Below are 23536 nucleotides of genomic sequence, written 5' to 3'. Positions count from 1 at the left end.
GGACCTCCTCTCTAAATTTCATCTGTTATCTTTGGTCCGAGTTCCACATTAACATCTACAGGAGACGATGGATTATATCCATCAGACCAACCATCTGGAGAGATTTCAATTTCTTCATTAGATGCATATCCTATTTCTGCATAGTCTACATAATCCTCTACTATCACTTCTTCATAATTACTATATTTACCGTTATAAAAATCAGATGGATTTTCATATTTAGACGGCATAGAATCTTCTTCGATTTCGTCCTCACTCCAGCCCCATTCCGAGTCAAAATACGTGAGTTTAACCTTTTTAAAATTACCGTAATCATTTTCCCTTATAATCTTTGCAACAACTTCTTGGGATTTACCAAACCACTCTGTTTTTATAGAAACTTCTGTAATCATAATATTGTTGATATACTCATAATCTTGAATTTCATCAGATACAGATGGATTGAGCCCACGGACTAAAGAAATTTTATCTAATGCACCATTTCGATAAATAATTCGGATCTCATTAATTACATGATTAGCTATTGAATTTTCTGTTTCCCTTATGACTTCAAATGACTCTACTTGCCATTGAGAAGAATTCAATGTTGTTACACCATTGTCGTTATCATTATTGAATAGCGGACTAGTAAAATGGTGTCTTGTTCCCTTTCCTTGATTAACTTTTCTATTGATCATATCAAGTATTGGATATACATCATTTACGTTCATATGACTCTTTTGCGCCATTTTCCCACCTCGCTTTCCATAGCATTATAAGAAAAAACAAGGAGATTCCTAACGTTCTGTAGGAATCTCCTTGTTTTTTTAGCTATAATAATTCTCTTTGTCATGCCAAGTAAATTCTAGAAAATTTAACATACCTTCCTTATTTCCAACAAGTCGGTTCCCTTTTATGACATAATACCCTGCATTAGAAGTATTACTATCATAAACATAACAACCATCTAATAACTCTATCATTGGATTTCCTTTAACAACGGCATTAAAAGTACGGGCTTGTCTTTTCATATCAAAAAATAATTTGTTCGAGATATCCTCTTTGGTTCCTCTTGCATTTGAACCAAATCGCTCATCAATCCAATCAGCAACAATCTTAGCCGTTCTCATATTACCCTTTGTAGATATAAGAAGATCTTTATCTACAAAATGCTCAATTTGTCCACCATTACCAACAATAATAAGATGATTACGTATACGAGAATGGTCAATAGAAGTGGAAAGAGAATATAAATTCTCACCATCTATAAATGACCATTTTGCCTCACTTGCATTAATTTTACGGATATTTTCCAATCTAAATGTTCCATAACGATCACAGTAAGAGCGATACATAATATCTCCAATCACTTCATGAACCGCATCAGATGCTCTTGTACCTTCTAAAAAATCTATCGCCTGTACATAAGGATTTTTATAACCTTGTGCATCTTTTACAGTTGCTATATCTTTTTCGACATATTGTTGACTTTTAGTATCCCAGACGACTGCCTTTTTCCCACCTCTATCGATATCAATATAATACGTTTCTTCAATAATCGCATCAGCATATCTCAAATCATCTTCATGGATTCTCCATCCAATCATTCCTGCCTCATTTACGATATTATGAATAATAGATGATTTAACCCACATGGTTACTGGTTGTTTTTCATCACCATGTATCTCGTCTCTTCGAGGAAAAGTTAGAACCCTATCAAAAACATGTTCTTCTAACATATCGTACATATCTACACAATTAATAGTAATTGTTTTTTCATCAGAATTTTGCTCAATCTCTCCCCTTATACGTCCTGTAAAAACTCTTACTAGGTTTTCACCATAGCCTGCATAAATACGTACTGGGGTAGCTTCACTTAACACATGCCTGATTGCACCATTCTCATAATATGACATCTCTGCTTCTCTTAAATTATCAGGGAAGATATTGGCTCGTTCATATGTAGGAGAATAAATACCATGTTTATTGTCTAAAGTAATTCTTGCAGTTGCGACTCTGGCGTCAAAATGGCTATTTATCTCCCACTGTAATACATCTTGGTCTACTGTAAAGGTTTTATCGTATACAAATGCCCCTGTATCAACCCATACATCACGTTTACGAGCCTTAATTCTTTCATCAACATATTGTGCACCGTATTGAGTTTCAATTTCCACTACCTTAAAGCATTTTAGTCCAAATACAGCCTCACCACTTACATTATTTAAGGAGAAATCTAATATATGTGAATTGGTCCCTTGTATATCACTTGCAACCCATTTTGCATAAACTGGAGGTTCATATGTAGGTTGTGTTGTATTGTTCTCTTTTGTATATCGTTTTACAATCATTCCGTCATATGTAACCGTTACGGAATCTCCTTCTTTAAGATCTGCATAGAAAGCATATTCATAAAATCCATCTGAAGAGAAGTTATGTTTATATCCAAAATCTTCAACTGCTCCTTTGGCAATATTCTCATTAAAACCTAAATACTTTTCACCTGTTGACCAAGCTGTAAAATGGGTTATGTTCTCTTGTCCATGCCAATTCCCATCCAGATTTGCATCCTTATCAAAGCACTTATTAAACTTAATATTTTGGGTAATGGTCATTTGGGGTGGTGGTTGACTAACACCACTTCCATTTCCTGTACTATTATCATTTCCGCCCGTATTACCGCCTCCATTATTATCTTTACCGCTTGGTGCTACTCCTAATTTTTGAGCACCTGTTAAAACAGGATATGGATCAATATGATTATTTCCACCATAAATCCATTCACCTTTCCAAATTTCAAAGTGTAAATGGGCGCCATAAGATTGACCTGTATTTCCGACTTTCCCTAAACGTGTTCCTGGAGTAACTAAATCACCTTTTCGAACCTGTAAAGAATTATTTTGCATGTGGGCATAAACTGTCATATATCCATTATCATGTTGAATCATTACACAATTACCATAAGATGTACTTTTATAAGCCTTATGTACATGTCCAGCCCAAGCCGCTACTACCCACATACCATTAATTTTACCTTGGGATGTATGTATAATATCAGTACCCTTATGCCCTGAACGTGCACTCCCGCCCTTATGTTTCATATGGTGTGAAGATACTTTCGCACCATTTCCAAATGAAATTCCTTCAACAGGAAAAGTAGCACCGGATAACGCACTAGAGCTTGTATTATGAACTTCTTTCCTTTGTTCCTCAATTGTATAAATCTCAGCTTTCTCACAACCACAGTCTTCTTCCTTCTTGGAAACATTTAGATTTGTAGAATGCTTTGGAAACAGATTTTTATTAATAATAGAACCAGATTCTTTACAATGCCATTTTTTTTGACTAGATTCACCAATAATTCTATCAAAATAGCTTTTTACAAGTTTTTTCCAGTTAGGTCCATCTGCTGACCATTTCCACTTTTTATATCCTTTATCTCCACCTTCATGGAAATAATCAACATCACTAGCATCCATATATCCATTGGAAATTTTTGCGTATCTGCTCCTCATTGCTTCGGAAAAACGTTTTGCAGCATACTTCGCTTGGGTATCTATCCCTTTATATTGAGGATCGCATGAACCCGGGCAACCATATCCTACTATATAACTTCCTTTTTCAGGTTTCCCTTGTCCCAACGTTCCAAATCCTGTTTCATGCTTTGCTACAGCTAATAGAAAGAAATAAGCAACATTGGGACACTTATAATGTTTTACCCATTTATTTAAGGCACATTTAATATACTCAAATCTATCCCCGGATTCTCCACCTTTTGTAACAGAACTTGGCTCAGCACCTGCTACTGGTGTTGTTAAAGTTGCCTCTGCTGCCTGATGCACAATAGATGCTTCTCGAATTCTGTCCCAAACTTCAAACTTATTTTTCATTCCTGGTACATAGGCCATTTTGTCAAATTCAATAATAACCCTAGGTTCATGACCTAAAGCATTAACTTTTCTCATTACGTCATTTAACAACTGAGGCGCAGGAGTTCTATGATCAAATACGTTCGGCATACCTTATCCCCCCTATCTAAATCTTTCTAGTGCCCATTCTGTAAATCTATGTAAATATACAATTGCTTCAGCTCTAGTTACACATACCTCAGGTTGAAAGGAATCATCTGCGTAAAGTGGAAATACATAACAACCATCATTAAATTTTTCATCTAATATATTTAAGACTGATTCGGCATACCATTTTCCTACAATTTTATCTTTATCTTTAATGTATCTCTCCGTTTGCTTAATTGTATTATTCACATATCCTCTATCTGTATATCGATTATAAATATTCATTCTTAAACGTTGTAACAAAGTAAAAAACTCTCCTCTATAAATCGTTATATCAGGAAAGAATCTATCATTATAGAGTGCGCAACTTGACATAGGGACAACTTTTTCTCCCTGCCTATTTTTGATTTGAGCACCCTTTTGATAATTGTAATTCACATAAATAGGAAACTGATTTAAATTATAAGATACATAAAGATATCCATTAATTATAGTAAAACAGTCTCGTTTAAATCCTAACGTTCTTGTAAGTGCATCTTGTATGGATTCGTCTTCATTTACATCTACATGTATTCTCTTTAACTTCTTGTTCATGCAAACTGCTATTTCATTTAAAGAGTAAGTGATATCAAATACGTAATTATTTGCTTTTTCTAACTTTTTTGCCGGATAAGCCAAAGAGCATCCGCTCATCAAAGGATAAATCTGACAGTTTTCAAGAGTATGATCTCCTTCATGCATTTCCACTACCCCAGATAAAAGAATACTAACTTCTCTTCCATTGGTTAACGGGTAACCAATATGTATAAAATTATCCTCAAGTTTAGATGGGAGTGTAGGCACCCCATCAATATAAACAAACACCATTTCCCTAGAATCAGGTTTATATCCGCTTACTTCAAACTTGGTTTGTCCCTCTGTTGAAGTGAAATTATGAACCTGACGTGACTTGCCACCAATAAATTGGTTATAGGTTTTTCCACTAAATAAGGTTTCTTCTTTTTTTGTATCAATAAATATATTATCTGTTTCTAATACTGCACGATAAAACCAATCCTTTGGCCCCACATCTAACCATCGCTTTGGCATTTTTAATACCCCCTCAATATCTTTTCGATGTATTTAAAAGTCCTTGTCATATAGGATGCCGTTTGAGCCCTTGTAATCCAAACTTCAGGTTGAAAATACTGTACAGGTGTTCCATCACTAGCATAAGTAGTGATAAGTCCCCTTTTTTGCATTTCATCTATATACGTTTGCGCCCAATGATTTTCAATATCTATAAAAGGATATTGATGACGATATTCGAAATCTTGTTTTCGAATTAACATAAGGTTTACAGTAATGATATATTTCGTCTCAAATTCTGCTGTTTTAATATCTAAATCACCATTAACAATCCCTAAATAAATCGTGCCTTTTTCATCATAGTATTTGTGTTCTGCACCAATAAACTGTAGCCAGTCTGCAAATTCCTCTTTGCTCGCAAATAAAAATTGAATGGTAGTAGAATAATGAGAAGTCCCTTTCCCTACCAATCCTGCAGAAGATTGAATATTTTCGTTTATATGGGATTTCAATACTGGCGTTGGTGGCTTATAATCGCCAGTCATACGCCCCCTTACTTGTACAAAACGAATCCCGTTATCATAAAATAATTTACGTTTAAATACATCATCATTAGATTTACTTGGTTTTTGTTGTGCCATTTAATCACCCCTTAGTATTATAAGAAACCCCACCTAATAATTAGATGGGGTTTTGTAATTAGAATGTTGGATATCCCCAAGGGGCTGAATTTAACTGATTTCGTAGTGGTGTTGTTCTACCTTGTGCTAATCCTTTTCCTAAATTCATTCCAAGATTTGCTAACTGTTGACTAGAAGTTTGTCCAGTTACATTAGGTAAAGTAATATTGACATACATATCTCCCGATTGAACACTAAAGTTTGAATGTGTACCTTTACTTGTTAGATAATCATACTGAGACATAACCTGTACGCCTTCAGGAAGATTAAATGTTCCACCCATTTGCGCTCTTAACTCTTGGTGGATACCAATCTGTGCTTGTAAAGATTGCTTTGTCAATTCTCGAATATCTTTCATGATTTGCTCGTATTCAGATGAACCTTCTTCAAACTTACCACTATTTCGCTCTGCAATTCTTACCGCTAAGGTCTTATCTATAAGTGATTTACGATCTTGTAATTCTCTTACTCTTAGGTCACGTGCTAAGAAACTATCATCTCCTATACTTGGTCCAAAGTTCACACGTTCCTGCATGTACTTAATTTCCAAATCATCCATATTATTACCGAAATCATGTCTCCAAGCTGTAAGCCTTTGAATTCTTAAATTTTTAACTTCTAATTCAGCACTCGCGATTTGTTGACTCAATCCTTGAATAGTATCTTGTAACTGACCATCTGGATCTGCTAACTGTTGGGATTGCAGATTTGCCAGTTTACTTTTCATTTCTCCAATCATTGATTGGCTTGAAACAATCTGTGAATCAATATAAGTAGGACTCTCTGTGTTCATGCTAATAGCACTTAATGTATCCTTATACTGTTTCTTAGCCTGAGCTCTAGAAAATCCTTTCTGAGTGTCGTTAATATAAAATTCCGTTTTAATACGTTGTGCTTCAATTTGTTTTTTCTTATATTCTAGATCAAAATCAGCTTTTAATTTCTTTTCTTTGTCCTTACTTCTTTCAACAGATTCTTTAATTTTTTTATAATCATCCGTCTCTATTCTTTCTTTAGTTTCTGGATCCTCAGTATATCTTTTTCCGTTTTTTTCTAAATATTCCAACTCAGCTTCTCGCTGTTGAGTAAAATTATGAAGCTCGTCCATCTCTTTTTTGTAAGCTTCGCGCTCTTGTTGAATTACTTGTAATCTAAGTTTCATATACTCTTTTGAGTCAGCTTTCACACCATCTAAAAGGGCGGTAATTAAGTTAAGTTCTCCCTTATTATTAGCAACTTTCTGGCTCTCTTGAATACGAGATTTTAAATCATCATAAGAAAAGGAATCATATTGACCCTCACCTAACATTTTATTTTCCCGGGCTTTACGAGCTTTTTCTGCATCATCCCTTCGCATATTCTGCTCTGATTCAGAGATGGCTGCTTTCGTATATTGATCTATAAACTCTTCTTTTTCCAATTGCTGCTTCTTAGCATACATTCCAGTTTGATTTAAATACGATTGTGTTAAATCTGTTAAAGATGCTTTTGAATAATTCCTATCTTGACCTTTAGATTTTGCATCATTTGCCCTTTTCTCATTCTCTTTTCCTAAAGCTTCATTCCAATCTGATGTTCCATATTCTTTCTTAATCCAATTCTCAAATCCCTCTTTAAATCCTCCTTTCCCGATAATAGGCCAATCCTTAATTACTCCTACCTCGTTAATACCTACATCAGGAGTTCCTGGTGAAAAAAGATTTGTAATTCCATTCCACGCTAGTCCAGCTCCCCTTAGAAAGCCACTCCAGCCTTCATCTTCCTCATATTTAACATATGCTTCAGCGGCACCTGCGGTTTGATTATGATAATCTCGTATTTTTGTTTGCTTGGGCGTTAACCCTAAGCTCTCAGCAGAATTTGATAAAACATCACCAACAGCGGTTGCAATAGCTAATTGTTTAGCAAATTTCCCTACGCTGCGTGCAAGTCCCATAATAGCCCCACCAGCTCCTCTTGTTCGCTGTGGGATAGTATCAAGAAAATCAAGAAAACCCTGCATTCTATTCTTTGATGCACCTTCAGCTTCATCAGCTACTTTTTTTACAGCACTCGATAAATCTCTATACGCAGTGGTACTTTGTCTTGTTTGTATAGTAGCCTTACGGTTATTAGCCTCATATTCATCGAGTGCCTTGTTAAGTCCATCCATATTATTTATTGATTTGCCTACACTTTGATAGTTTTGATCTAGATAGGTCTCAAATCCAATACGTTTTTGATCATCCATTTGAGCCAAACGACCAGCTGTTGATTTTTGATTCTCATTCATACTGTCAAAGTTAGTTCTATTTGATAAGGTATTGACTAAATGCTCTGAGAAATTTGTGGTAAAAACATCTGTTAATAATTTACTTTGGGTAAGGTTGCGAGCATTATAGGCTGAACGAGTATGTAATTCATCAGCTGTTAATTCTTTCTTTTCACCCTTATAATAGCCTTTAGATTCATCCATGATGCTAAGAAAATCGGACATATTTTCAGCTTTTCCACCATGATCTTTTACATATTCTTTTATCTCATTCTTTCTATCCTCTTTTAAATTCGCTAATTCTTCAAAATAACTTTTTAACGTATCATTTTTCATAGCCGCACGATAGAACTTTTTGTTATTTACTTGATTGCGTAAATCTTGGCTCTCCCCCAAAACATGATCATTTAAAAACCCTATCGCTCCGTCCACTTTACGATTTGTTAAAGATGTACCACCAAAGAATTTGTTTTCCATAGTAGCTTTCTTGTAATGCTCTTCATAATTACTCAATTGACCTAATCGTTTTACTCCATGAATAGCACCAAAACCTACCAAGGCATTACCTAAAATCGTAATTAACTGTGCAAATAGCCCTGCATGTTTCTCCATTCCCTGGGCTAAGTTTGTAATAATTTTTGCTAAAGTTTGTACCTCTGGATTTAGCGCATCTAATACTGATACTAATGCGTTATTAACAGATACCCCAGCTCGTTCCATTGTCACAGTAGGTGATTTCATTGTCACAGCCATCATTTCTTGAAGACGTGCAGGATCTTTTTTAAATTCATTAATTTCTTGCTTAATTTTCCAATACGATAAATCCTTACTGTTATTTATACCCTCTTTATGCATGGTCTCTAAAAAGGACATCAGTTTTGGTGGCTGATTTGCCCCACCTTCTCCATACAGAATGGATTTTACTTTATCTTCTCCAATATATTTATTTTTGCTTGCTTTCGCGGTGTCTGATAGGATATCAATGAAATTCCGACGTACTTTCATACCACTCTCATTTTTTTCAAATACCTTTACACCATAATTTTCTAATTGTTTAGAAACAGATGGTAAAGTAATACGCTCTGCAATCGTTTTTATGGCTGCACCTGCATTCTCCCCTGTTTCTCCTGAAGTTTGAATAGCTAAAGCATTTAATGTCACAGCATCTTCTGCATTCACTCCCACTGAATGGAGTGCTGTACCCGATTTTGACATAGCCTTCATAATATCTTCACTGTTCGCTTTAGTTTGACTCGTAGCAACAGCAAAAGAGTTAACTACTCCATCCAACTCCCAGACAGATAATTTAAACTGTGCCATAATTGTCTGTAATCCTGGAGCAATTGTTTCAACTAAGTCTGATTTGTTATCTAAGCGATAAACCTTAGAAGCTTGATCAACAAATTGTCGTGCAGATTGTTTATCTCCTGTTACATTTGATGCTATACCAGCTACCTTAGACATTCTTTCGTAATCAATGCCGTAAAGTGTAGATAAATCACGTACATTATTCATTAGATTTCCAGTATCATTATCTAATTTTAGCCAATCTGTATTTCCATTTTTGTTTTTATATTCTGGTTTCAAAGAGAAGTTTTGTGTAATCTTTAACTGTTCTAACTGAGAAATTTTAAAGGTTTCCATTGCTTTAGTTATCGCAGCCATTGGATCTAGCATTGAGCCCGAAGCAAGGCTCCTAACTTTTTTGGTAACCGCTCCAGCCATTCCAAACCCATCAAAAGGATTGTCTTGTTTTGTGGATTTACTTGTACTAGAATCGCTATTATTTTTATTTGTATTACTATGATTTGATCCACTTGAGTTATTTAAAGTATTAGCACTATTTCCTGCAATAAAGCTTAACTGTCTATTACTATTCGCCTTTTGAGGGTTAGTATTAATTTCTAGAATTTCATTCCTTATATGTGCAAACTGCTTATCAACGGACTCCTTGATTTTTTTAATAATTTGCTTATTCAGCTTGTTAATTTCACTAGTTAAATATTGCGTAATATTAGAATGAGGTTCAAAGTCCACAGCTCTTACTGATTGTTTCATTGACATCATTATTTTATTTGTTCCTGCAGTTAACTTTTTATTAATTGTATTTTCCATACCTTCAAACTGCCTTTTTAAAGCATATCCTCTTAGAGATCCTCGATCCACAGAATGAAAAGTATGAGCTAACTCGGCTGGAGAAACACCTAAATCATTTGCAATATACCTTTGAAGTTGTTTAGATATATTTTTCATAGGTACTTCTACAGATTTGAGATCAATCTTTTGCAGCCCTCCTCGTATGCCTTTTATATAATTTTCTATTAAACTATCAATACGTTTAGCTGTTTTTATAATCTCGCTATCAATGCTATTCTCTTCGCTAATAACACCCTCGAAATCAAATTTTATAGAATCTTTTATTTTCCCTCTTACTTTTTTCGTTAATTCAGATAAATCTTTCGATGAAATTGTTAATGTCTGTCCTTCAATAGCAACCTCTGGGTTCAGTAAAATAGGTTTTAATTGATTTTTAATACTTACTAAAATTTGCTTAATCGTTCCCTTAGAAATATCTAATTTAAGTCCACTCAAGTTATCTGCATTTACTAAATTCCCCCCATTTTCGCGAATGGAATTTACTAATTGTTTTATTTGATTACTAATTAACTTAGAGATTTCTTTATTAATTTTATTAAATTCATCTTTTCCAACTGGTACTACGCTATTATTCATAGCAGAATCCATATTAATGTTTATATTTTTGATCATCTTTACAATTGTTTTATTTAACTCTTTATCTACTTTAGACATCAATTGTTGAACGGTTTCTTGTTTAATACTTAAAGGTGCTGTCCCAACTGAAGATAAAGTAATACCATTTGCCTGGACGATATTATTTAATTCTTGCTCAAGTTTTGCTCTAAGGTTGCTTCCCGCTGCCTTAGATGTCTGAGCCGATAACGAAGATAAAGAGTTTTTCATAGCATCTATACGTTTTTCTATACTACCAAAACGATGATCTAGCTGTTCCAACTGTACTCCAAACTCTTTCATATTTTTTATTGACTTATCAAACTCTAGTGCAATAGTAGCACCAATATTTTGATTATTGACTGTCACTTATTTCACCTTCCTTTTACATAATAAAATCCCGCCCTATCCTCAAATAAAAAGGAAGGGCAGGATTATTTATTAGAGAATACCTGCTAACCACTCCATGTCATCAGCATTTGCAACCTCATATCCGTCAATTACTTCTTTTCCATCACTATGTTTTAGATTATTCTGTTCGGCAGCTTGGGCTGAACCGCCCCCAAATAACCCAGTGAAGGACATTGAATGTACCTTAACTGTAAACTCTATATGCTTATGGCATTTCTTTAAGTAATAGTTTAACTGAGGTAATGTCAAATCCCATATATCCTGTTTTTTCATCCCCAGGTAGTGACCTAAGTTAAAGAAAATCTCTGCCCAATCAACGTAGGCATTTTCGTCATATTCTTTTTCTTCTTCCTCAGAGTCTATAAAGACTTTTTTAAGCCATTAAGTCCAATCATAATATCTATAATTTCTTTAGCTGTTACAATATCAATATAATCCCCTAAATAATGAGCTGAAATTTCTTTATAATACGGTTTAAAGCCCATCAATAGGACCTCTAATAGTTCATCATAACTATCATTACCTGTTTCATCTGCAATTAAATTAGCAATAATGACACCTGTATCAATTGTATTCAACTTTTTCATTAGGTTTTTAGCATCTTTTAATCCTAAAGGAGGGATAGCATAGGTTTTTCCATCACGTAATGTTACCTTTTCATCCTCTTCGAAGAATACTTTTTCAATAAACTCTGATTCCTGCTTAGTTAACTTTATTTCCTCTTGTTTATTAGGTTCTTGCTTTTCAACCTTCTCCTCTGCTTCCTCTACAAGAGTAGGTTCCTCGATAGCTTCTTCTCTACTTGGAATTGCTAAATTACGTTCACTCATTTAATCTCCCCCTATATTACTCTATTACCCCTTATTAAATTTAAAGAGGACGCAAGGAAGGGGATCACCTAAACGACCTCGTAACTAATATAAGAATTTATGTGTTAAATGTAACAACCTTACGAAAAAAGGTTTAAGTGATAGATATTTTTATAATCCATTCTCACCTTATCTAAAATGTTTAAAAATAAATTAATAAAAAAGAGGATACATAAGTATCCTCTTCTCTAATTAACAAACATCGCCACTTTTTTCAATTTGATAACGCTTAATAGAACCTAAACGACTGTCTGTACGTTCCCCATCAATAACTGTAAGTGTAATACTATGAGTCGCTGCTGTTTGTCGTGCTGTGTCTAATGTAAAGTTAGATTTCACTCGGCAAGAATATAGTTCAACTTGGTAACCTTGAATGCTACCATCCATTTGTTCAAAATGTCCATCATGAACAACAGATACTGTAAGAGGGAAATCACGAGAACCAATTGCCATTACATCTACAACCTCTGGGCGCTTGTAGTTCACATAAATTTGCTCTCCTTCAAGATAATCATTAAACTTAATCTCCCCTGTAGAAGGATCAATTGTATACTCACCTTTTGCAGGATTAGTTGTTACTTTTTTAAGTAATTTATTCTCTTTTACTAATCTTACAGATACATGCTCTGTCTTAGAAGAAGCTGAACCTAAAGATCCACCAAATAGAGGATTCTTAAGAGTCACTAGTCCACCTTTAACATCATGACGTTCTTCTAATACCCATACGAAACCATCAGGATCGATAGATGATGATGCTACAGGATAATAAACTACTACAGTATCACCTTCAACCGCACCACCTTTTAGTGTTATAGCTGATCCATTTACTGTAATTGCTGTTTCTGGTACAAATGAACCTGCAACTTGGTTGAAGATCTGTACTTTAGGTGCTCCGCTACCTGTTAATACTGGACTAGATAATTTAATAGAAACAGGTTCAGTATCGCCAGCAATTGTTACTGTTTCATTTTTCAATTCATAGGCTAAGCCGCTAACTCCTTCTCGAAGTTTTGCCCCTAACACAAGACGTACCATGTTTAAATCAAATTTTGCATCCTCTGCAGTAATATCAATTACCTTTTTACGTAGTAGTGTATCAATAGGTGCTGAAGAGTCTCCCCCTTCAATATCAACCATATCCAACTGCACATCAAGACGCATATTCGCCATGTGACCTAGTGTAATTAATTCATCACACCCTGGAATTTTAGCCATAAATTTACCTGCACCTTTAATAATCATTTTCTTATTCTTACTGTTAAACTTGTCAAATTGTGACATTAACTACACCCCTCAATTTCAAAAATAAATTCAAATCTAGTGAAATACTTATAAGAGTGTTCTATTTCACTTGCAACCTCTGCAGATCCTACATACTGACCCTTGAAAAATACTCCTTTAAATAACTGCAGAGATTGATTATCGAATAATTGATTTATTCTATCTGCAAGGTCTAATGCCAATTCCACATCATCATTTGTGTAGATATCGAAGTCAAATGTTATCACATGAATATTATTGTTTCGTTCCTTTTGAACAAATGACTTGTAAAATGCAATTAAAGGAATTTGGTTATTTAGTGCCTCTTTAGGAGACATACGCTTTTGTATGTGCATTTCATTTTCCATATCTACTGTAATATTATTAAGACCCATACATTTACGTATTACACTATCTTCTCTCAATGTCTTATGTATGCAAGCATAAACATCAGTGATACGTGGAAAGAACAACTCATCACACCCTCTTGTAAGTATTTGCAGTAACAATATAAGAAAATCACAATGAAAATTTAACATCACTTAGAATAAATTTAGTCAAACTCTATCTCACCCCATAATTACTCTTAACAAAATTAATTTTTTACACTTAGCTTCTATTAAGCTCTCACGTACATTCTTAACTATTGAATTGACATGATCAAAGATTTTCTTATTTATTCTTCAATTAACAATTCTATTAAGAGAAGTATTTGTCATTTAACATAAAACATGTAAATGATTTATTTCTCTGAATTTGTTTATAAATTACAAAAATAATTAAATTCACTTTGAAATTGATGTAATCCAATATAAAAATAATGTTTTTAAGTATTTTTAGTTTCTAAAATGAGATAGTATTGAATCTATTTTTATATCAAATAATCGTTATTAAATACTACATAATAATTTATTAATAATATTATTTAGCTTTAATATAATTGATTCAGCTTTTACCTTTAAATTAAATGCTGCAATTTATACTTTGTGATTCAGCAACAACCTTTAAACTAATAAGTCTCTTTACAATTCACTTGCAACTATAGTTACTTAAATTTCGATAACTATAGGGAGGTGATATTTTGAATTTACATAAAGATAGAAAGTTAAATACTATTGATATAAAAAAATATTTTTCATTTTTATACAATGATAAACAAATAAGAGCTGTCCTTACTACGAGTAATCAATTCTTATTTGTTGGATACGATATTGGGAAAAATACGATTGGAATAAAAAATCCCTATAGCTTAATCGAAAATATGGACAAACGCTCTAAATACAGTGCTGTAATTACTTTTAATCAGGATATTAACCCTCAACGCTATATTTTAGTTGATTTAGAGGGGCTCCATCATATGGTCTATAGAGCCAGAAAAGTTAAGGTTAATAGATTAGATTTTATCCATTGGGCCATATCTTTAGAAAAAAATATACTTTAATTCATTTCATTATGTTAGCTTTTACTGGGTTAACTACCCTTCATATGATTTATTAAATATCCCAGCTAAATATTAATTATTTTGTAATCCTCAACTTTCTAACAACTTATTACGACTTTTAAATAGGAATTGGAGGTGAGAAAATGAATTTAAATATAAGTATAAGCCTGTTGCTATTTATATCCTTAGGGGTACGCGCATTTTTATTTGAAATAAAATTTCAGTACACACGTGAAAAATTACGTAGTATTCATGAATTGTTTGAAATTTTTTTAGACTGTTCTTTTTGTAATGGCTTTTGGACTGGTTTTTTTGGTTATGTAATTGTAAATGGTATTGATATTATTCTAATACCATTTGCTATTTTAGTTGGTTCTTCCTCATACTATTTAACGCTATTTGTTAAGAGTCTTACACAAAGAAATTAAGAAACACAGTTTATGTCCTTTATTTCTTAAATTATCCATTCTACATCTTTATCAACTTAACCCTACTAAACTTTAGTAGGGTTTTATTCACTATTCTTATTATTTCTATCTCTATACAAATTCCCAAACAAAAAAATTGTTCAAAATAGCAAAGTACATTTTGTACTGTACCTTGTTTACGCAACTAAAACAATAAATAAGACGACTATTAAAATATCTATCACCTTTAGAAATGGAGTGAACAATATGATTTTCTTTTCAAGTAAGCACCGAATTAAAGATCTTTCTTTCCTAAATAAACTTTGGATGACACCCGTAGCTTATGGACTAAAATATCTTGCCGGAACTGTAATATACATTGCAGATAAATTTGATGAAAAGGTAAGATTTGAAATCCTAAAAAGACATATCTAAAACGGAGGAAATGAGAAAATAAAAAGAGGATTTATTCACTTTAAGAAAGGTTATAACGAATTGATAAAGGCCACTTTAAATTCCTGCCATCATGCAATGAATTAAAAAACATTTATAAATCCTTTCTTGAAAACTTTAGTCAGGGAGATATTATTCCTATAAACTATACAGGATAGTATTAGGTATCGCGGTGATTTCAAGTATAATTACGGACTTAAAAAGTTTAAAATTGCGTTAGTAAGAAAGAATCACTCTAAGGATATTTTTACTAACGCAATCTTACTTATTTTTGAAAAAATATTTTAACAATCTATAAATAGATTTTCTACCTAAAACATCGTATTATCATTAGCTGCTTCATTTTGAATCTCTTGAATTACATCCCAGTGTTCGACAATCTTTCCATCCTTTATACGGAAAATATCCACTATAGCAACTCCCTTATCTTGAGAGTTAGTACGAGAATGTACATGAAGAGCAACTGTATCTCCTTCAGCTACTACACGTTTAATTTCTGCAGAAGAATTAGGGTTCTTAACAAAATCCTCCTTAAAGAAATCCATGAAAGCTTTTCGTCCATCAGCTACAAAAGGATTATGTTGCTTGTAATCCTCACTTACATATTTAGGGATAATATCGATATTATGTTTATTAAAAACTTCATTATAGAAATCAACTACCATCTTTTTATTCTTTTCTTTTTCTGACACATCATCTTTCGATACTGATGCAGTATTCTCGCTCTTTATTGTGTGAGCTTTGGTATTACCAGTTGAAGCTTGAAATATCAAAGTCGACACAATTCCTAAAATAAACATAGAAATAATTATTATTATTAAATTTTTCTCTAATTTCATATATACCTACCTCTTCTAATTTTATAATTCATCTTCGATAACACGCTTGATAAAGGAAGAATCTTTCCCAGAATCTGATGTAAGAAATATTGTTAGAAAAATAAAATCCATCTTTCCTAACAATACTCCTTATGCGAGGGGATGTTAGAAACTAGTAACCCTAACTTAATACCTCATTAACAGTTGCACTGTCCACAATTTGAATAAACTTCTTAATCTTATCGTTCTCATCAAACTCATAAAGATGACAAAAATCTGCCACAAATGATTTCCCTGTTGTTTTATATGTTCCACTATATTTTCCATACACGATAACAGTATTGTTATTAAAAGCATAAATCTCATCTTTAGCGCTATAGTTACCCCATTCAGTTCCAAGACGTTCATGTACATTTTTCACTACTTCATCAGGACCTATATAAGTGCCTGCATATGGAAACCCAGCAGCTTCTGTCCAAGATACATTTTCACTTAAATACGTTTTGAAAGCATCCATTTTTCCCTCGCCTGTTAACACATACGTTTCATGTAATAGGTTTTGATATTTATTCATAGCATTAACCCCAAGGCATTTCTTTTGTTACAACTTTTGCACTTAATTCTAATACACCTTTATTTGCATAGCCTGGATATGCTACTTCAAGTATTGCTACAAAATCTTTTGAGGTTTTACTTTCCTCAGAAGCTTGAATTGCTGTTCTTAGATAATCCATGGTTGCATTAATTGCTTGATTATCTAATGATTTTTCTATTGATCCATGACTTGGTACAATTATGTCAGCATGTAACGCCTGTAATACTTTTAAGTTCTCAATCCATGCCTCCATTGCTGCTTTTGAGCTAGTATCTGCTAAGAATAGATGGATTTCGTTAAATACATCTATTCCTCCAATTAATAATTTCAGTTCTCTGTTAAATAAGCTAGTTCTGTATTGATCTAAACCTACTAGTTCAAATGTTAGTCCCTGAAAATCAATCGATTTTTCCTTAAACACTTGAGGTAATACCACATTACTTGGTGCGTTTTCTCCAAGTGCATCTTTCCAAACTTTCAATTTCCCTAATACAGAATGAACAATATGTTCAACCGTAGACTCTGTAGCATACGCTATGGCACTTGGATAAGCAGCTTTCATACTTTCTAACCCAAAATAGTAATCAGGATCCCCATGGATAATAAAGATTTTATCTAGAGATAAGTTATTATTTTTCAAATAATCCACAATTTCTTTTGAATCAGATTGAGTAAATTTCGAGTTTATTAAAAATGCATGTCCTGCTTTCTCAACTAAGGTTGCAGTGACCATAAAACTTTTTTCGTTCGAACTAAACACCGTTAATTTCACATCTTTGTGATTTGTATCGATTGTTTTAAACATAGATGTTATTCTCCTTTTGTTATAGTGATTGAATAGATAACACACTTTTATTTTGTTCCGACAGAAGACTCCTCTTCAATTCTCTTGAAAGGTTCATTGCACCAGCAAATAGATGGGAGGTGTATGTTCGCTGGCGTAAGCTAACATATTTGCTACTATAGCCTAAATTTTCTTAGTATAAATTTTTAAAACGTGCTTCAATTTTATCTGGCGTCATTACCCCACCACCAATAGGAATAATTTGATTATCTTTTTGTAAAAGTAATGAAGGATAGCTATTAACCCTAAGCTGACGAACCTTATTGAAATCATTTTGGACATCTACAATTGTTTCTTGCGCATTTAAACGCTCTATTACTTGATCAGGGTTCAAGCCATGCTCAATCGCGATCTTACGATATGTCTCAGGATTACTTAGGCTTTGTCCATCATAATAAAATGCTTTTTGCATAGCAGACGTAAATTCTAACAAACGGCCTGGCGCTAATGAACGTAAAGCTGAAAATCCAATTGCAGCATCTTTCGAATTCATTTTAAAAGTACCTTCTTCCACCAATTTCTGATAGGAAGGACCAAATTCTGCACCTGTAAGTTGATTAATTCTTTTATTTCCCTCTTCTATATATGAGAAATTTTTTATTGGTAGATCATCAAAAAATAATCCACCACATAAAACTGTTAACTTCATTTCAGTGTGGTCTTTGTAAAATCCTTTAATACTTTCTGAAAAACCATAGCACCATCCACAATATGCGTCACATACGTATATAAGGTTATCTTGTTTTTTCTCCATTTAAATCTCCTACCTTTATTTTTATTAGCTAGTCCAGCTATCAATTAAAAATTCTTAGCTAGCTTTTGGGTTTGTAAAAGTGCATCTTTTTTAGCAACCTTATTATTTTCCCCAAAAACTAATCCTTCCCCAAAAAGATCAACTAAAATTATTCATAAAAGATAACACTGCACATTATTGCTCTAAAGCAGAAAATACTACCGTTCAGAATATGCATAGTTGTTAATATAATAGTAATTCTCTGCATTAGACGATAACCTATAGATTGCTACCCTTAATTAAATATATAAATATTTTTCTTAAAACAGGAAGTCGTTGTAACTGAATAAGTTACATCTTATGTAATCATATTAGTTACAACCAAATTAAAAGTCAATTATTTTTTACAAAAAACATTAAATTTCTACTTTAACGTTTCCACAACTATGGAATTAAAGTAAATTCACTTTACTATAAATGTCTATTTTTCAAAGCAATGAATTCTAAAAAACAGCTTCTCATTTTTCATTCACAGTTATAATGAAAAATGAGAAGCTGTTTTCATATTCCTTTAATCTGTTTTCTTTTAACCTTAGAAACTACAGGGATAGCATAATCAATTAGAATCCACGAAGTTTCCGTACTTAGAAATCTCCCACTTAACGACCTTACAGCCTATAAGAATTGAAAGTAGTTTAATTCTCTAACATGGATTGTGGAACAACTTTCTTTCCCACTACTTTAAATTCAATTTCCCCTTTTTCTCCATATATTAGTTCTATAATTGGAATAGTTACCATTAATTTTTCCTTCTTTTTTCTTTCTGTCTCTAAATCAATTATTTTCATGTCACAATCCCCTTTATTTATTATAAACAAGGAGAAAGCACTCATTCGAGTGCTTTCTCCTTGTTTATAAGTGGACCTTGTAGGACTCGAACCTACGACCGAACGGTTATGAGCCGTTTGCTCTAACCAGCTGAGCTAAAGGTCCAAAGCATAAAATTTACTTCATAAGGCATATTCACATATATCATTTTACCATATAATGTATCAATTCACTTTACTTTTTATTTAATATGCATATTTACATCGTGTTAAAGGTGTTTATATTCTGCACTTCTAATATTTTGTAATTAATACTATCTTTTAATACCTTTACAGAGGTCTAATTAACAGTAAATAAAATATATATCAATCATATTAAAAATGATATAGCTACAACATTTAATTACTTATATTGTCAAATACTCTTATGCAATATTGTTTAATATCAGAAATAGCAACTAAATTATATGCCTGTTTCATTGTATTAAAACAATTATCTATCTCCTCTTTTTCCATAATAGGTTTACCAGAATTATTATCTTCTAATTCTAGATCAGCTACTGTCCATGGTAAGTCAAATAGAATCATTTTTTCTAAACTCTTCCCACTATAACAACCTAAAGTATTGATTACACAGTCTAATATTTCCTTTTCTATTTGAGTTAATTGATTTGTACTAACATAATTAACTTCAAGATTGTCGTACTGATATACTTTATATTTATTAAAAATAACTCGATATACCGGGCCATGACTTCCTACTTCACAATCATCTTCAAATAAATATGTTCCAGTAAACACCTTACAAAATCCTTGCGCATAGTATAACAGCTTTTGAAGAGCTAAAGGAGTAATATCATCATTTTTATATAGCAAATAGTTAGCAACTTCCTCGATTTTTGTAATCTGTGTAGAAGTAAAATCCTCATTTTCCTGTAGGTTTGCGATTGCTTCTTTAGAGACTCTATATGCTTTTTGAGTAATTAAATCTTTATTTCTTTCCAAAATATCTAGCATAAAAGATTGATCTCTACCTAATCTTTTCAATATATCCGAGTACTGCTTTGTCGGAATATCTCCATTTACATACCTTGTTAGGGTAACCTCTCCCCAACCTAAAAGCAAAGACAATGGACGTTTTCCAATCTTATATTTTTCTAAAACCTCTTTTATTTCAGAAATAGTAACTAACTGTTCCTGTTGTCTATAGGCATAATCTAATTGTTCTAAATTATAATCATGAATGTTAGGAACAAATATTTCAGATTTACACTCCTCGCAATTTGCTTCTTTACCTACGTAATGATATTGCTTCCCTCTAATGACTGTCACTTTTGGAACATCTTTAGTAGAATACTTTACCATATCTCGACAAAACTCACATAAAACCAACATAAAAATCCTCCTTCATTCTAAAACCATTAGTCACTTATCTTTACCTAAAAAGATAAGTGACTGGTTTATTCCTTTTATGAAAAGAAACAACAATCATGTATTTGTTCCTGTCCTTATTTTCAATTAGATTCATCTTAATATATATGTCTACCGACTTCTTTTGTCCCCAATTATCTAACTCATATTGTGGACAAAAGATATACAATTTTTCATGAGCAAAATTTGGATTTATATTATCAGCTGCATAACAAAAATCGCGTACTTCTATATTAAGAAGAATCTCTTTCACTTTACTAGCGTTAATCTTATTAGCCTCTAAAAATTCACTATTCTCTTTCCTTTTTTCATTTCGAGCAACCGTAAATAGATTATTTTTAATTAATTTTTTAAACTCTAATATGTACTGCTCAATCTCCCCGATTGTAAAATTAGTGTGCTTTTTTGTCTCCCTATTTTGAAAGCTAATATGCATTAAAATTCTTTCCCCTTTCAAATCGTACCTCATATTTACTAGAATTACAACAAAAAACGTATCAATTGATACACTTTTTTAAAAAATTCACAGTAAAATTCTATTCATCCTTCTTATAATGAGTACGTTTATATCGTCTACAAAACTTCTATATAATTATTTTTGCTGCGATTCGTAAACCTATTGTGTATCTATTTTAGAATCATAGTTAAATGTATCCATGTATACATTTAACGTAAAAAAAACTATATATCCCTCCAAATCCCCTGATATACAAATCAATTACTCATATGTATTCTCCCCTATATGAACTTCCTATTTTAATCTGTTGTTTTATACAGAAATATATATTTATACCTGTTTAAACCCCAAAAAAAAGGCCTCCTCAAGTCGATTAATTGTGCATAGCAAAATAAGCTAAATACACTAATCGGCTCAAAGAAGCCCTTTCAAAATTAAAGTAAGAACAAAACTTACTTCTACAACTCAACCACAACACATAAGGTGTGGGAATAAACGGAATCAAATAAACTAACAATATACCTATATATTACAAAATACATAGGTTTATATCAAGATATTTTAAAATATTTCCAAATGCTGATTTTCATTCTTTATTTTCTTCTAAATGAAAAAGCATATAAATACTTTACTCTTTCCAAAACTGTTCCAATAAAATGACAATCACGGTACCCACGAGTAATCCATTCCATAAATTATAAAAGGACAGCTATCCTTAGATAACTGTCCTTTTATTAAATATGCAATAAATAAATTATTCTTATCGTATATTAATTATTCAAACTTAATGTTTATTAAAATGGTAAATATGGTTTTGGATCTACTTGTCCACCTATATACTGATTCTTAATTTCGAAGTGCAGATGATTCCCAGTAGAATCGCCTGTACTACCTACTTTTCCTATTACTTGACCTTGTTGTACATGTGCCCCTACAGTAGTTAAAATTGAGTCCATATGACCGTATAATGTCCAAAGTCCGTCTTCATGCCTAATAACCACTACATTTCCATATCCACCAAATCCTTGACCTCTTACACCAAAACCAGCAAATTCTACAGTTCCTGATTTAGATGCCATTATTGGTGTACCCTTTGCCGCTGAGAAATCAATACCTTTATGCACTGTCCCCCAACGACTTCCATACCATGAGCTAACATTTGGATTTTTGATAGGCATTTGATATTTAGAAGAACCCGAATCTGTTTCATGCGGATTCATCCACTTGTCGCCTTCCCATGTTTTAATCTTTAACCAACCACTAGTTGTCCCATCTATTATTCTAAAATTCTGCGGACTATATACTGCTCCGGCGTTTGCTTTGCCTGAACTAAATGAAGGCTCGTTATACGCATAGAATGATTTGTTTATGAATCTTTCTTCGCCATCTAGATTCAGCCATTTCTCGCCTTCCCATGTTTTAACCTTCAACCATCCACTAGGTGTCCCATCCACAACTCTAAAATTTTGTGGACTATATACTGCTCCAGCGTTTGCTTTAGCTGCATTAAATGAAGCTTCGTTATACGCATAGAATGATTTGTTTATGAACCTTTCTTCGCCATCTGGATTGATCCACTTATAACCTTCATAAGTACTTACCTTCATCCAGCCATTTTCTTTTTTTTCTACTACTCCCCAATTTTGTGGGTTAAATGGTTCTCCATAATTTGCTTTCTTTGCATTAAATGAAGGCTCATTATACGCATAAATCGTTTTGTTGACAGTAATTTGTTCAGACGTAGGATTCATCCACTTGTCGCCTTCCCACGTCTTAAATTTTAGCCAACCATCTGTTGTTCCATCTACTATTCTAAATGTTTGTCGCCCGTACTTCGCTCCAGCATTCGCAACCTTTGATGAGAAAGAAGGTTCATCATATGCATAGAAATCTCCCATAACACGTTCTTCCCCATTTAAGTTAATCCAAACTGGACCTTCCCATGTTTCAATCTTCCACCAGCCATTATCTCTTTTTTCCATGACTCCTACATTTTGAGCACCATACTCTGATCCGCCATTTGTTTTAGCTGAAGTAAATGACGGTTCTTTATACCCATAGAATGATTGATTCACGTACTCAGAACTATTAGCAGCGTGAGTTACCATACTAAATGTCGAGATAGATAGAATAAAGAATAATAACATTACACCCTTCTTTAACATATACTCTCTTCACTCCTTTTCGAATAATACTATATTGCGGTTATTACATTAACATATTTTTCTTTATTTTTCTATATTTT

19 protein-coding genes and 1 tRNA gene are annotated in these 23536 nt (G+C 32.9%); 2 read left to right on the top strand and 18 right to left on the bottom strand.

Features of this window, described 5'->3' with window-relative positions; genetic code table 11:
- Positions 1 to 11: 11 nt before the first annotated feature.
- From NST86_RS28300 to NST86_RS28260, 9 genes are all read right to left on the bottom strand, one after another.
- Entirely contained in the window at positions 12 to 728 is a 717-nt protein-coding gene (locus NST86_RS28300) for a hypothetical protein (RefSeq protein WP_000057634.1), read from the bottom strand.
- 78 nt (positions 729 to 806) lie between these two features.
- Positions 807 to 3998: a M23 family metallopeptidase gene (locus NST86_RS28295; RefSeq protein WP_061663907.1), complete on the bottom strand. Its 3192-nt coding sequence runs from the start codon at positions 3996 to 3998 to the stop codon at positions 807 to 809.
- Between the two features lie 12 nt (positions 3999 to 4010).
- A complete protein-coding gene (locus tag NST86_RS28290) occupies positions 4011 to 5084 on the bottom strand; it encodes a hypothetical protein (protein ID WP_061663908.1) in 1074 nt (357 codons plus the stop codon).
- A 2-nt stretch (positions 5085 to 5086) separates the two neighbouring features.
- On the bottom strand, positions 5087 to 5704 hold the full coding sequence (locus tag NST86_RS28285; RefSeq protein ID WP_000068593.1) for an S-layer homology domain-containing protein: 618 nt from the start codon (positions 5702 to 5704) through the stop codon (positions 5087 to 5089).
- 58 nt (positions 5705 to 5762) lie between these two features.
- A complete protein-coding gene (locus tag NST86_RS28280) occupies positions 5763 to 11114 on the bottom strand; it encodes a phage tail tape measure protein (RefSeq protein WP_061663909.1) in 5352 nt (1783 codons plus the stop codon).
- Positions 11115 to 11186: 72 nt separating this feature from the next.
- Positions 11187 to 11405: a hypothetical protein gene (locus tag NST86_RS28275; RefSeq protein WP_226799801.1), complete on the bottom strand. Its 219-nt coding sequence runs from the start codon at positions 11403 to 11405 to the stop codon at positions 11187 to 11189.
- A 110-nt stretch (positions 11406 to 11515) separates the two neighbouring features.
- Positions 11516 to 11986, bottom strand: coding sequence for a hypothetical protein (locus NST86_RS28270; RefSeq protein WP_000004089.1), 471 nt, complete (start codon positions 11984 to 11986; stop codon positions 11516 to 11518).
- 231 nt (positions 11987 to 12217) lie between these two features.
- Positions 12218 to 13306: a hypothetical protein gene (locus NST86_RS28265; protein ID WP_000077130.1), complete on the bottom strand. Its 1089-nt coding sequence runs from the start codon at positions 13304 to 13306 to the stop codon at positions 12218 to 12220.
- Positions 13306 to 13758 carry a hypothetical protein gene (locus tag NST86_RS28260; RefSeq protein ID WP_000465972.1) on the bottom strand — a complete coding sequence of 151 codons (453 nt, stop codon included), beginning with the start codon at positions 13756 to 13758 and terminating at the stop codon, positions 13306 to 13308. The genes NST86_RS28265 and NST86_RS28260 overlap by 1 nt, the downstream gene beginning before the upstream one ends.
- 608 nt (positions 13759 to 14366) lie before the next feature.
- On the opposite strand from NST86_RS28260, the gene NST86_RS28255 reads away from it, so the two are divergent.
- On the top strand, positions 14367 to 14726 hold the full coding sequence (locus NST86_RS28255) for a hypothetical protein (protein WP_001048699.1): 360 nt from the start codon (positions 14367 to 14369) through the stop codon (positions 14724 to 14726).
- A 143-nt stretch (positions 14727 to 14869) separates the two neighbouring features.
- Positions 14870 to 15154, top strand: coding sequence for a hypothetical protein (locus NST86_RS28250; protein ID WP_001052512.1), 285 nt, complete (start codon positions 14870 to 14872; stop codon positions 15152 to 15154).
- Between the two features lie 743 nt (positions 15155 to 15897).
- Here the strand turns inward: NST86_RS28250 and NST86_RS28245 are convergent.
- The 9 genes from NST86_RS28245 to NST86_RS28205 all read right to left on the bottom strand — a co-directional run bounded on the left by NST86_RS28245 (position 15898) and on the right by NST86_RS28205 (position 23456).
- A complete protein-coding gene (locus tag NST86_RS28245) occupies positions 15898 to 16425 on the bottom strand; it encodes a nuclear transport factor 2 family protein (protein ID WP_000764185.1) in 528 nt (175 codons plus the stop codon).
- Between the two features lie 160 nt (positions 16426 to 16585).
- A complete protein-coding gene (locus tag NST86_RS28240) occupies positions 16586 to 16978 on the bottom strand; it encodes a nuclear transport factor 2 family protein (RefSeq protein ID WP_001046386.1) in 393 nt (130 codons plus the stop codon).
- Between the two features lie 4 nt (positions 16979 to 16982).
- Positions 16983 to 17804, bottom strand: a complete 822-nt coding sequence (locus tag NST86_RS28235) for a cytoplasmic protein (RefSeq protein WP_061663910.1) — start codon at positions 17802 to 17804, stop codon at positions 16983 to 16985.
- Positions 17805 to 17976: 172 nt separating this feature from the next.
- Complete coding sequence (locus NST86_RS28230; protein WP_340934947.1) at positions 17977 to 18597, bottom strand: DsbA family protein; 621 nt, start codon at positions 18595 to 18597, stop codon at positions 17977 to 17979.
- 674 nt (positions 18598 to 19271) lie between these two features.
- Positions 19272 to 19424 carry a hypothetical protein gene (locus tag NST86_RS28225; protein ID WP_000691088.1) on the bottom strand — a complete coding sequence of 51 codons (153 nt, stop codon included), beginning with the start codon at positions 19422 to 19424 and terminating at the stop codon, positions 19272 to 19274.
- 71 nt (positions 19425 to 19495) lie between these two features.
- A tRNA-Ile gene (locus tag NST86_RS28220) sits at positions 19496 to 19569 on the bottom strand.
- A 233-nt stretch (positions 19570 to 19802) separates the two neighbouring features.
- The gene (locus NST86_RS28215) at positions 19803 to 20798 is read right to left on the bottom strand and encodes a type II toxin-antitoxin system antitoxin SocA domain-containing protein (RefSeq protein ID WP_061663912.1); all 996 of its coding nucleotides are present in this window, start codon (positions 20796 to 20798) and stop codon (positions 19803 to 19805) included.
- A gap of 40 nt (positions 20799 to 20838) precedes the next feature.
- Entirely contained in the window at positions 20839 to 21270 is a 432-nt protein-coding gene (locus NST86_RS28210) for a hypothetical protein (protein WP_170962695.1), read from the bottom strand.
- Positions 21271 to 22085: 815 nt separating this feature from the next.
- Entirely contained in the window at positions 22086 to 23456 is a 1371-nt protein-coding gene (locus tag NST86_RS28205; RefSeq protein ID WP_340768338.1) for a M23 family metallopeptidase, read from the bottom strand.
- Positions 23457 to 23536: the final 80 nt, after the last annotated feature.

This window comes from Bacillus sp. FSL L8-0199 (genome assembly GCF_038005705.1).
Taxonomy (GTDB): Bacteria; Bacillota; Bacilli; order Bacillales; family Bacillaceae_G; genus Bacillus_A; species Bacillus_A cereus.
The sequence above is the reverse complement of the archived record's forward strand: the minus strand, read 5'-3'. Positions and strand labels throughout refer to the sequence as shown.

Coding starts and splice junctions, on each gene's coding strand:
- NST86_RS28300 (WP_000057634.1), bottom strand. CDS start 728: ATGGCGCAAAAGAGTCATATGAACGTAAATGATGTATATCCAATACTT.
- NST86_RS28295 (WP_061663907.1), bottom strand. CDS start 3,998: ATGCCGAACGTATTTGATCATAGAACTCCTGCGCCTCAGTTGTTAAAT.
- NST86_RS28290 (WP_061663908.1), bottom strand. CDS start 5,084: ATGCCAAAGCGATGGTTAGATGTGGGGCCAAAGGATTGGTTTTATCGT.
- NST86_RS28285 (WP_000068593.1), bottom strand. CDS start 5,704: ATGGCACAACAAAAACCAAGTAAATCTAATGATGATGTATTTAAACGT.
- NST86_RS28270 (WP_000004089.1), bottom strand. CDS start 11,986: ATGAGTGAACGTAATTTAGCAATTCCAAGTAGAGAAGAAGCTATCGAG.
- NST86_RS28265 (WP_000077130.1), bottom strand. CDS start 13,306: ATGTCACAATTTGACAAGTTTAACAGTAAGAATAAGAAAATGATTATT.
- NST86_RS28250 (WP_001052512.1), top strand. CDS start 14,870: ATGAATTTAAATATAAGTATAAGCCTGTTGCTATTTATATCCTTAGGG.
- NST86_RS28245 (WP_000764185.1), bottom strand. CDS start 16,425: ATGAAATTAGAGAAAAATTTAATAATAATAATTATTTCTATGTTTATT.
- NST86_RS28240 (WP_001046386.1), bottom strand. CDS start 16,978: ATGAATAAATATCAAAACCTATTACATGAAACGTATGTGTTAACAGGC.
- NST86_RS28235 (WP_061663910.1), bottom strand. CDS start 17,804: ATGTTTAAAACAATCGATACAAATCACAAAGATGTGAAATTAACGGTG.
- NST86_RS28230 (WP_340934947.1), bottom strand. CDS start 18,597: ATGGAGAAAAAACAAGATAACCTTATATACGTATGTGACGCATATTGT.
- NST86_RS28225 (WP_000691088.1), bottom strand. CDS start 19,424: ATGAAAATAATTGATTTAGAGACAGAAAGAAAAAAGAAGGAAAAATTA.
- NST86_RS28215 (WP_061663912.1), bottom strand. CDS start 20,798: ATGTTGGTTTTATGTGAGTTTTGTCGAGATATGGTAAAGTATTCTACT.
- NST86_RS28210 (WP_170962695.1), bottom strand. CDS start 21,270: ATGCATATTAGCTTTCAAAATAGGGAGACAAAAAAGCACACTAATTTT.
- NST86_RS28205 (WP_340768338.1), bottom strand. CDS start 23,456: ATGTTAAAGAAGGGTGTAATGTTATTATTCTTTATTCTATCTATCTCG.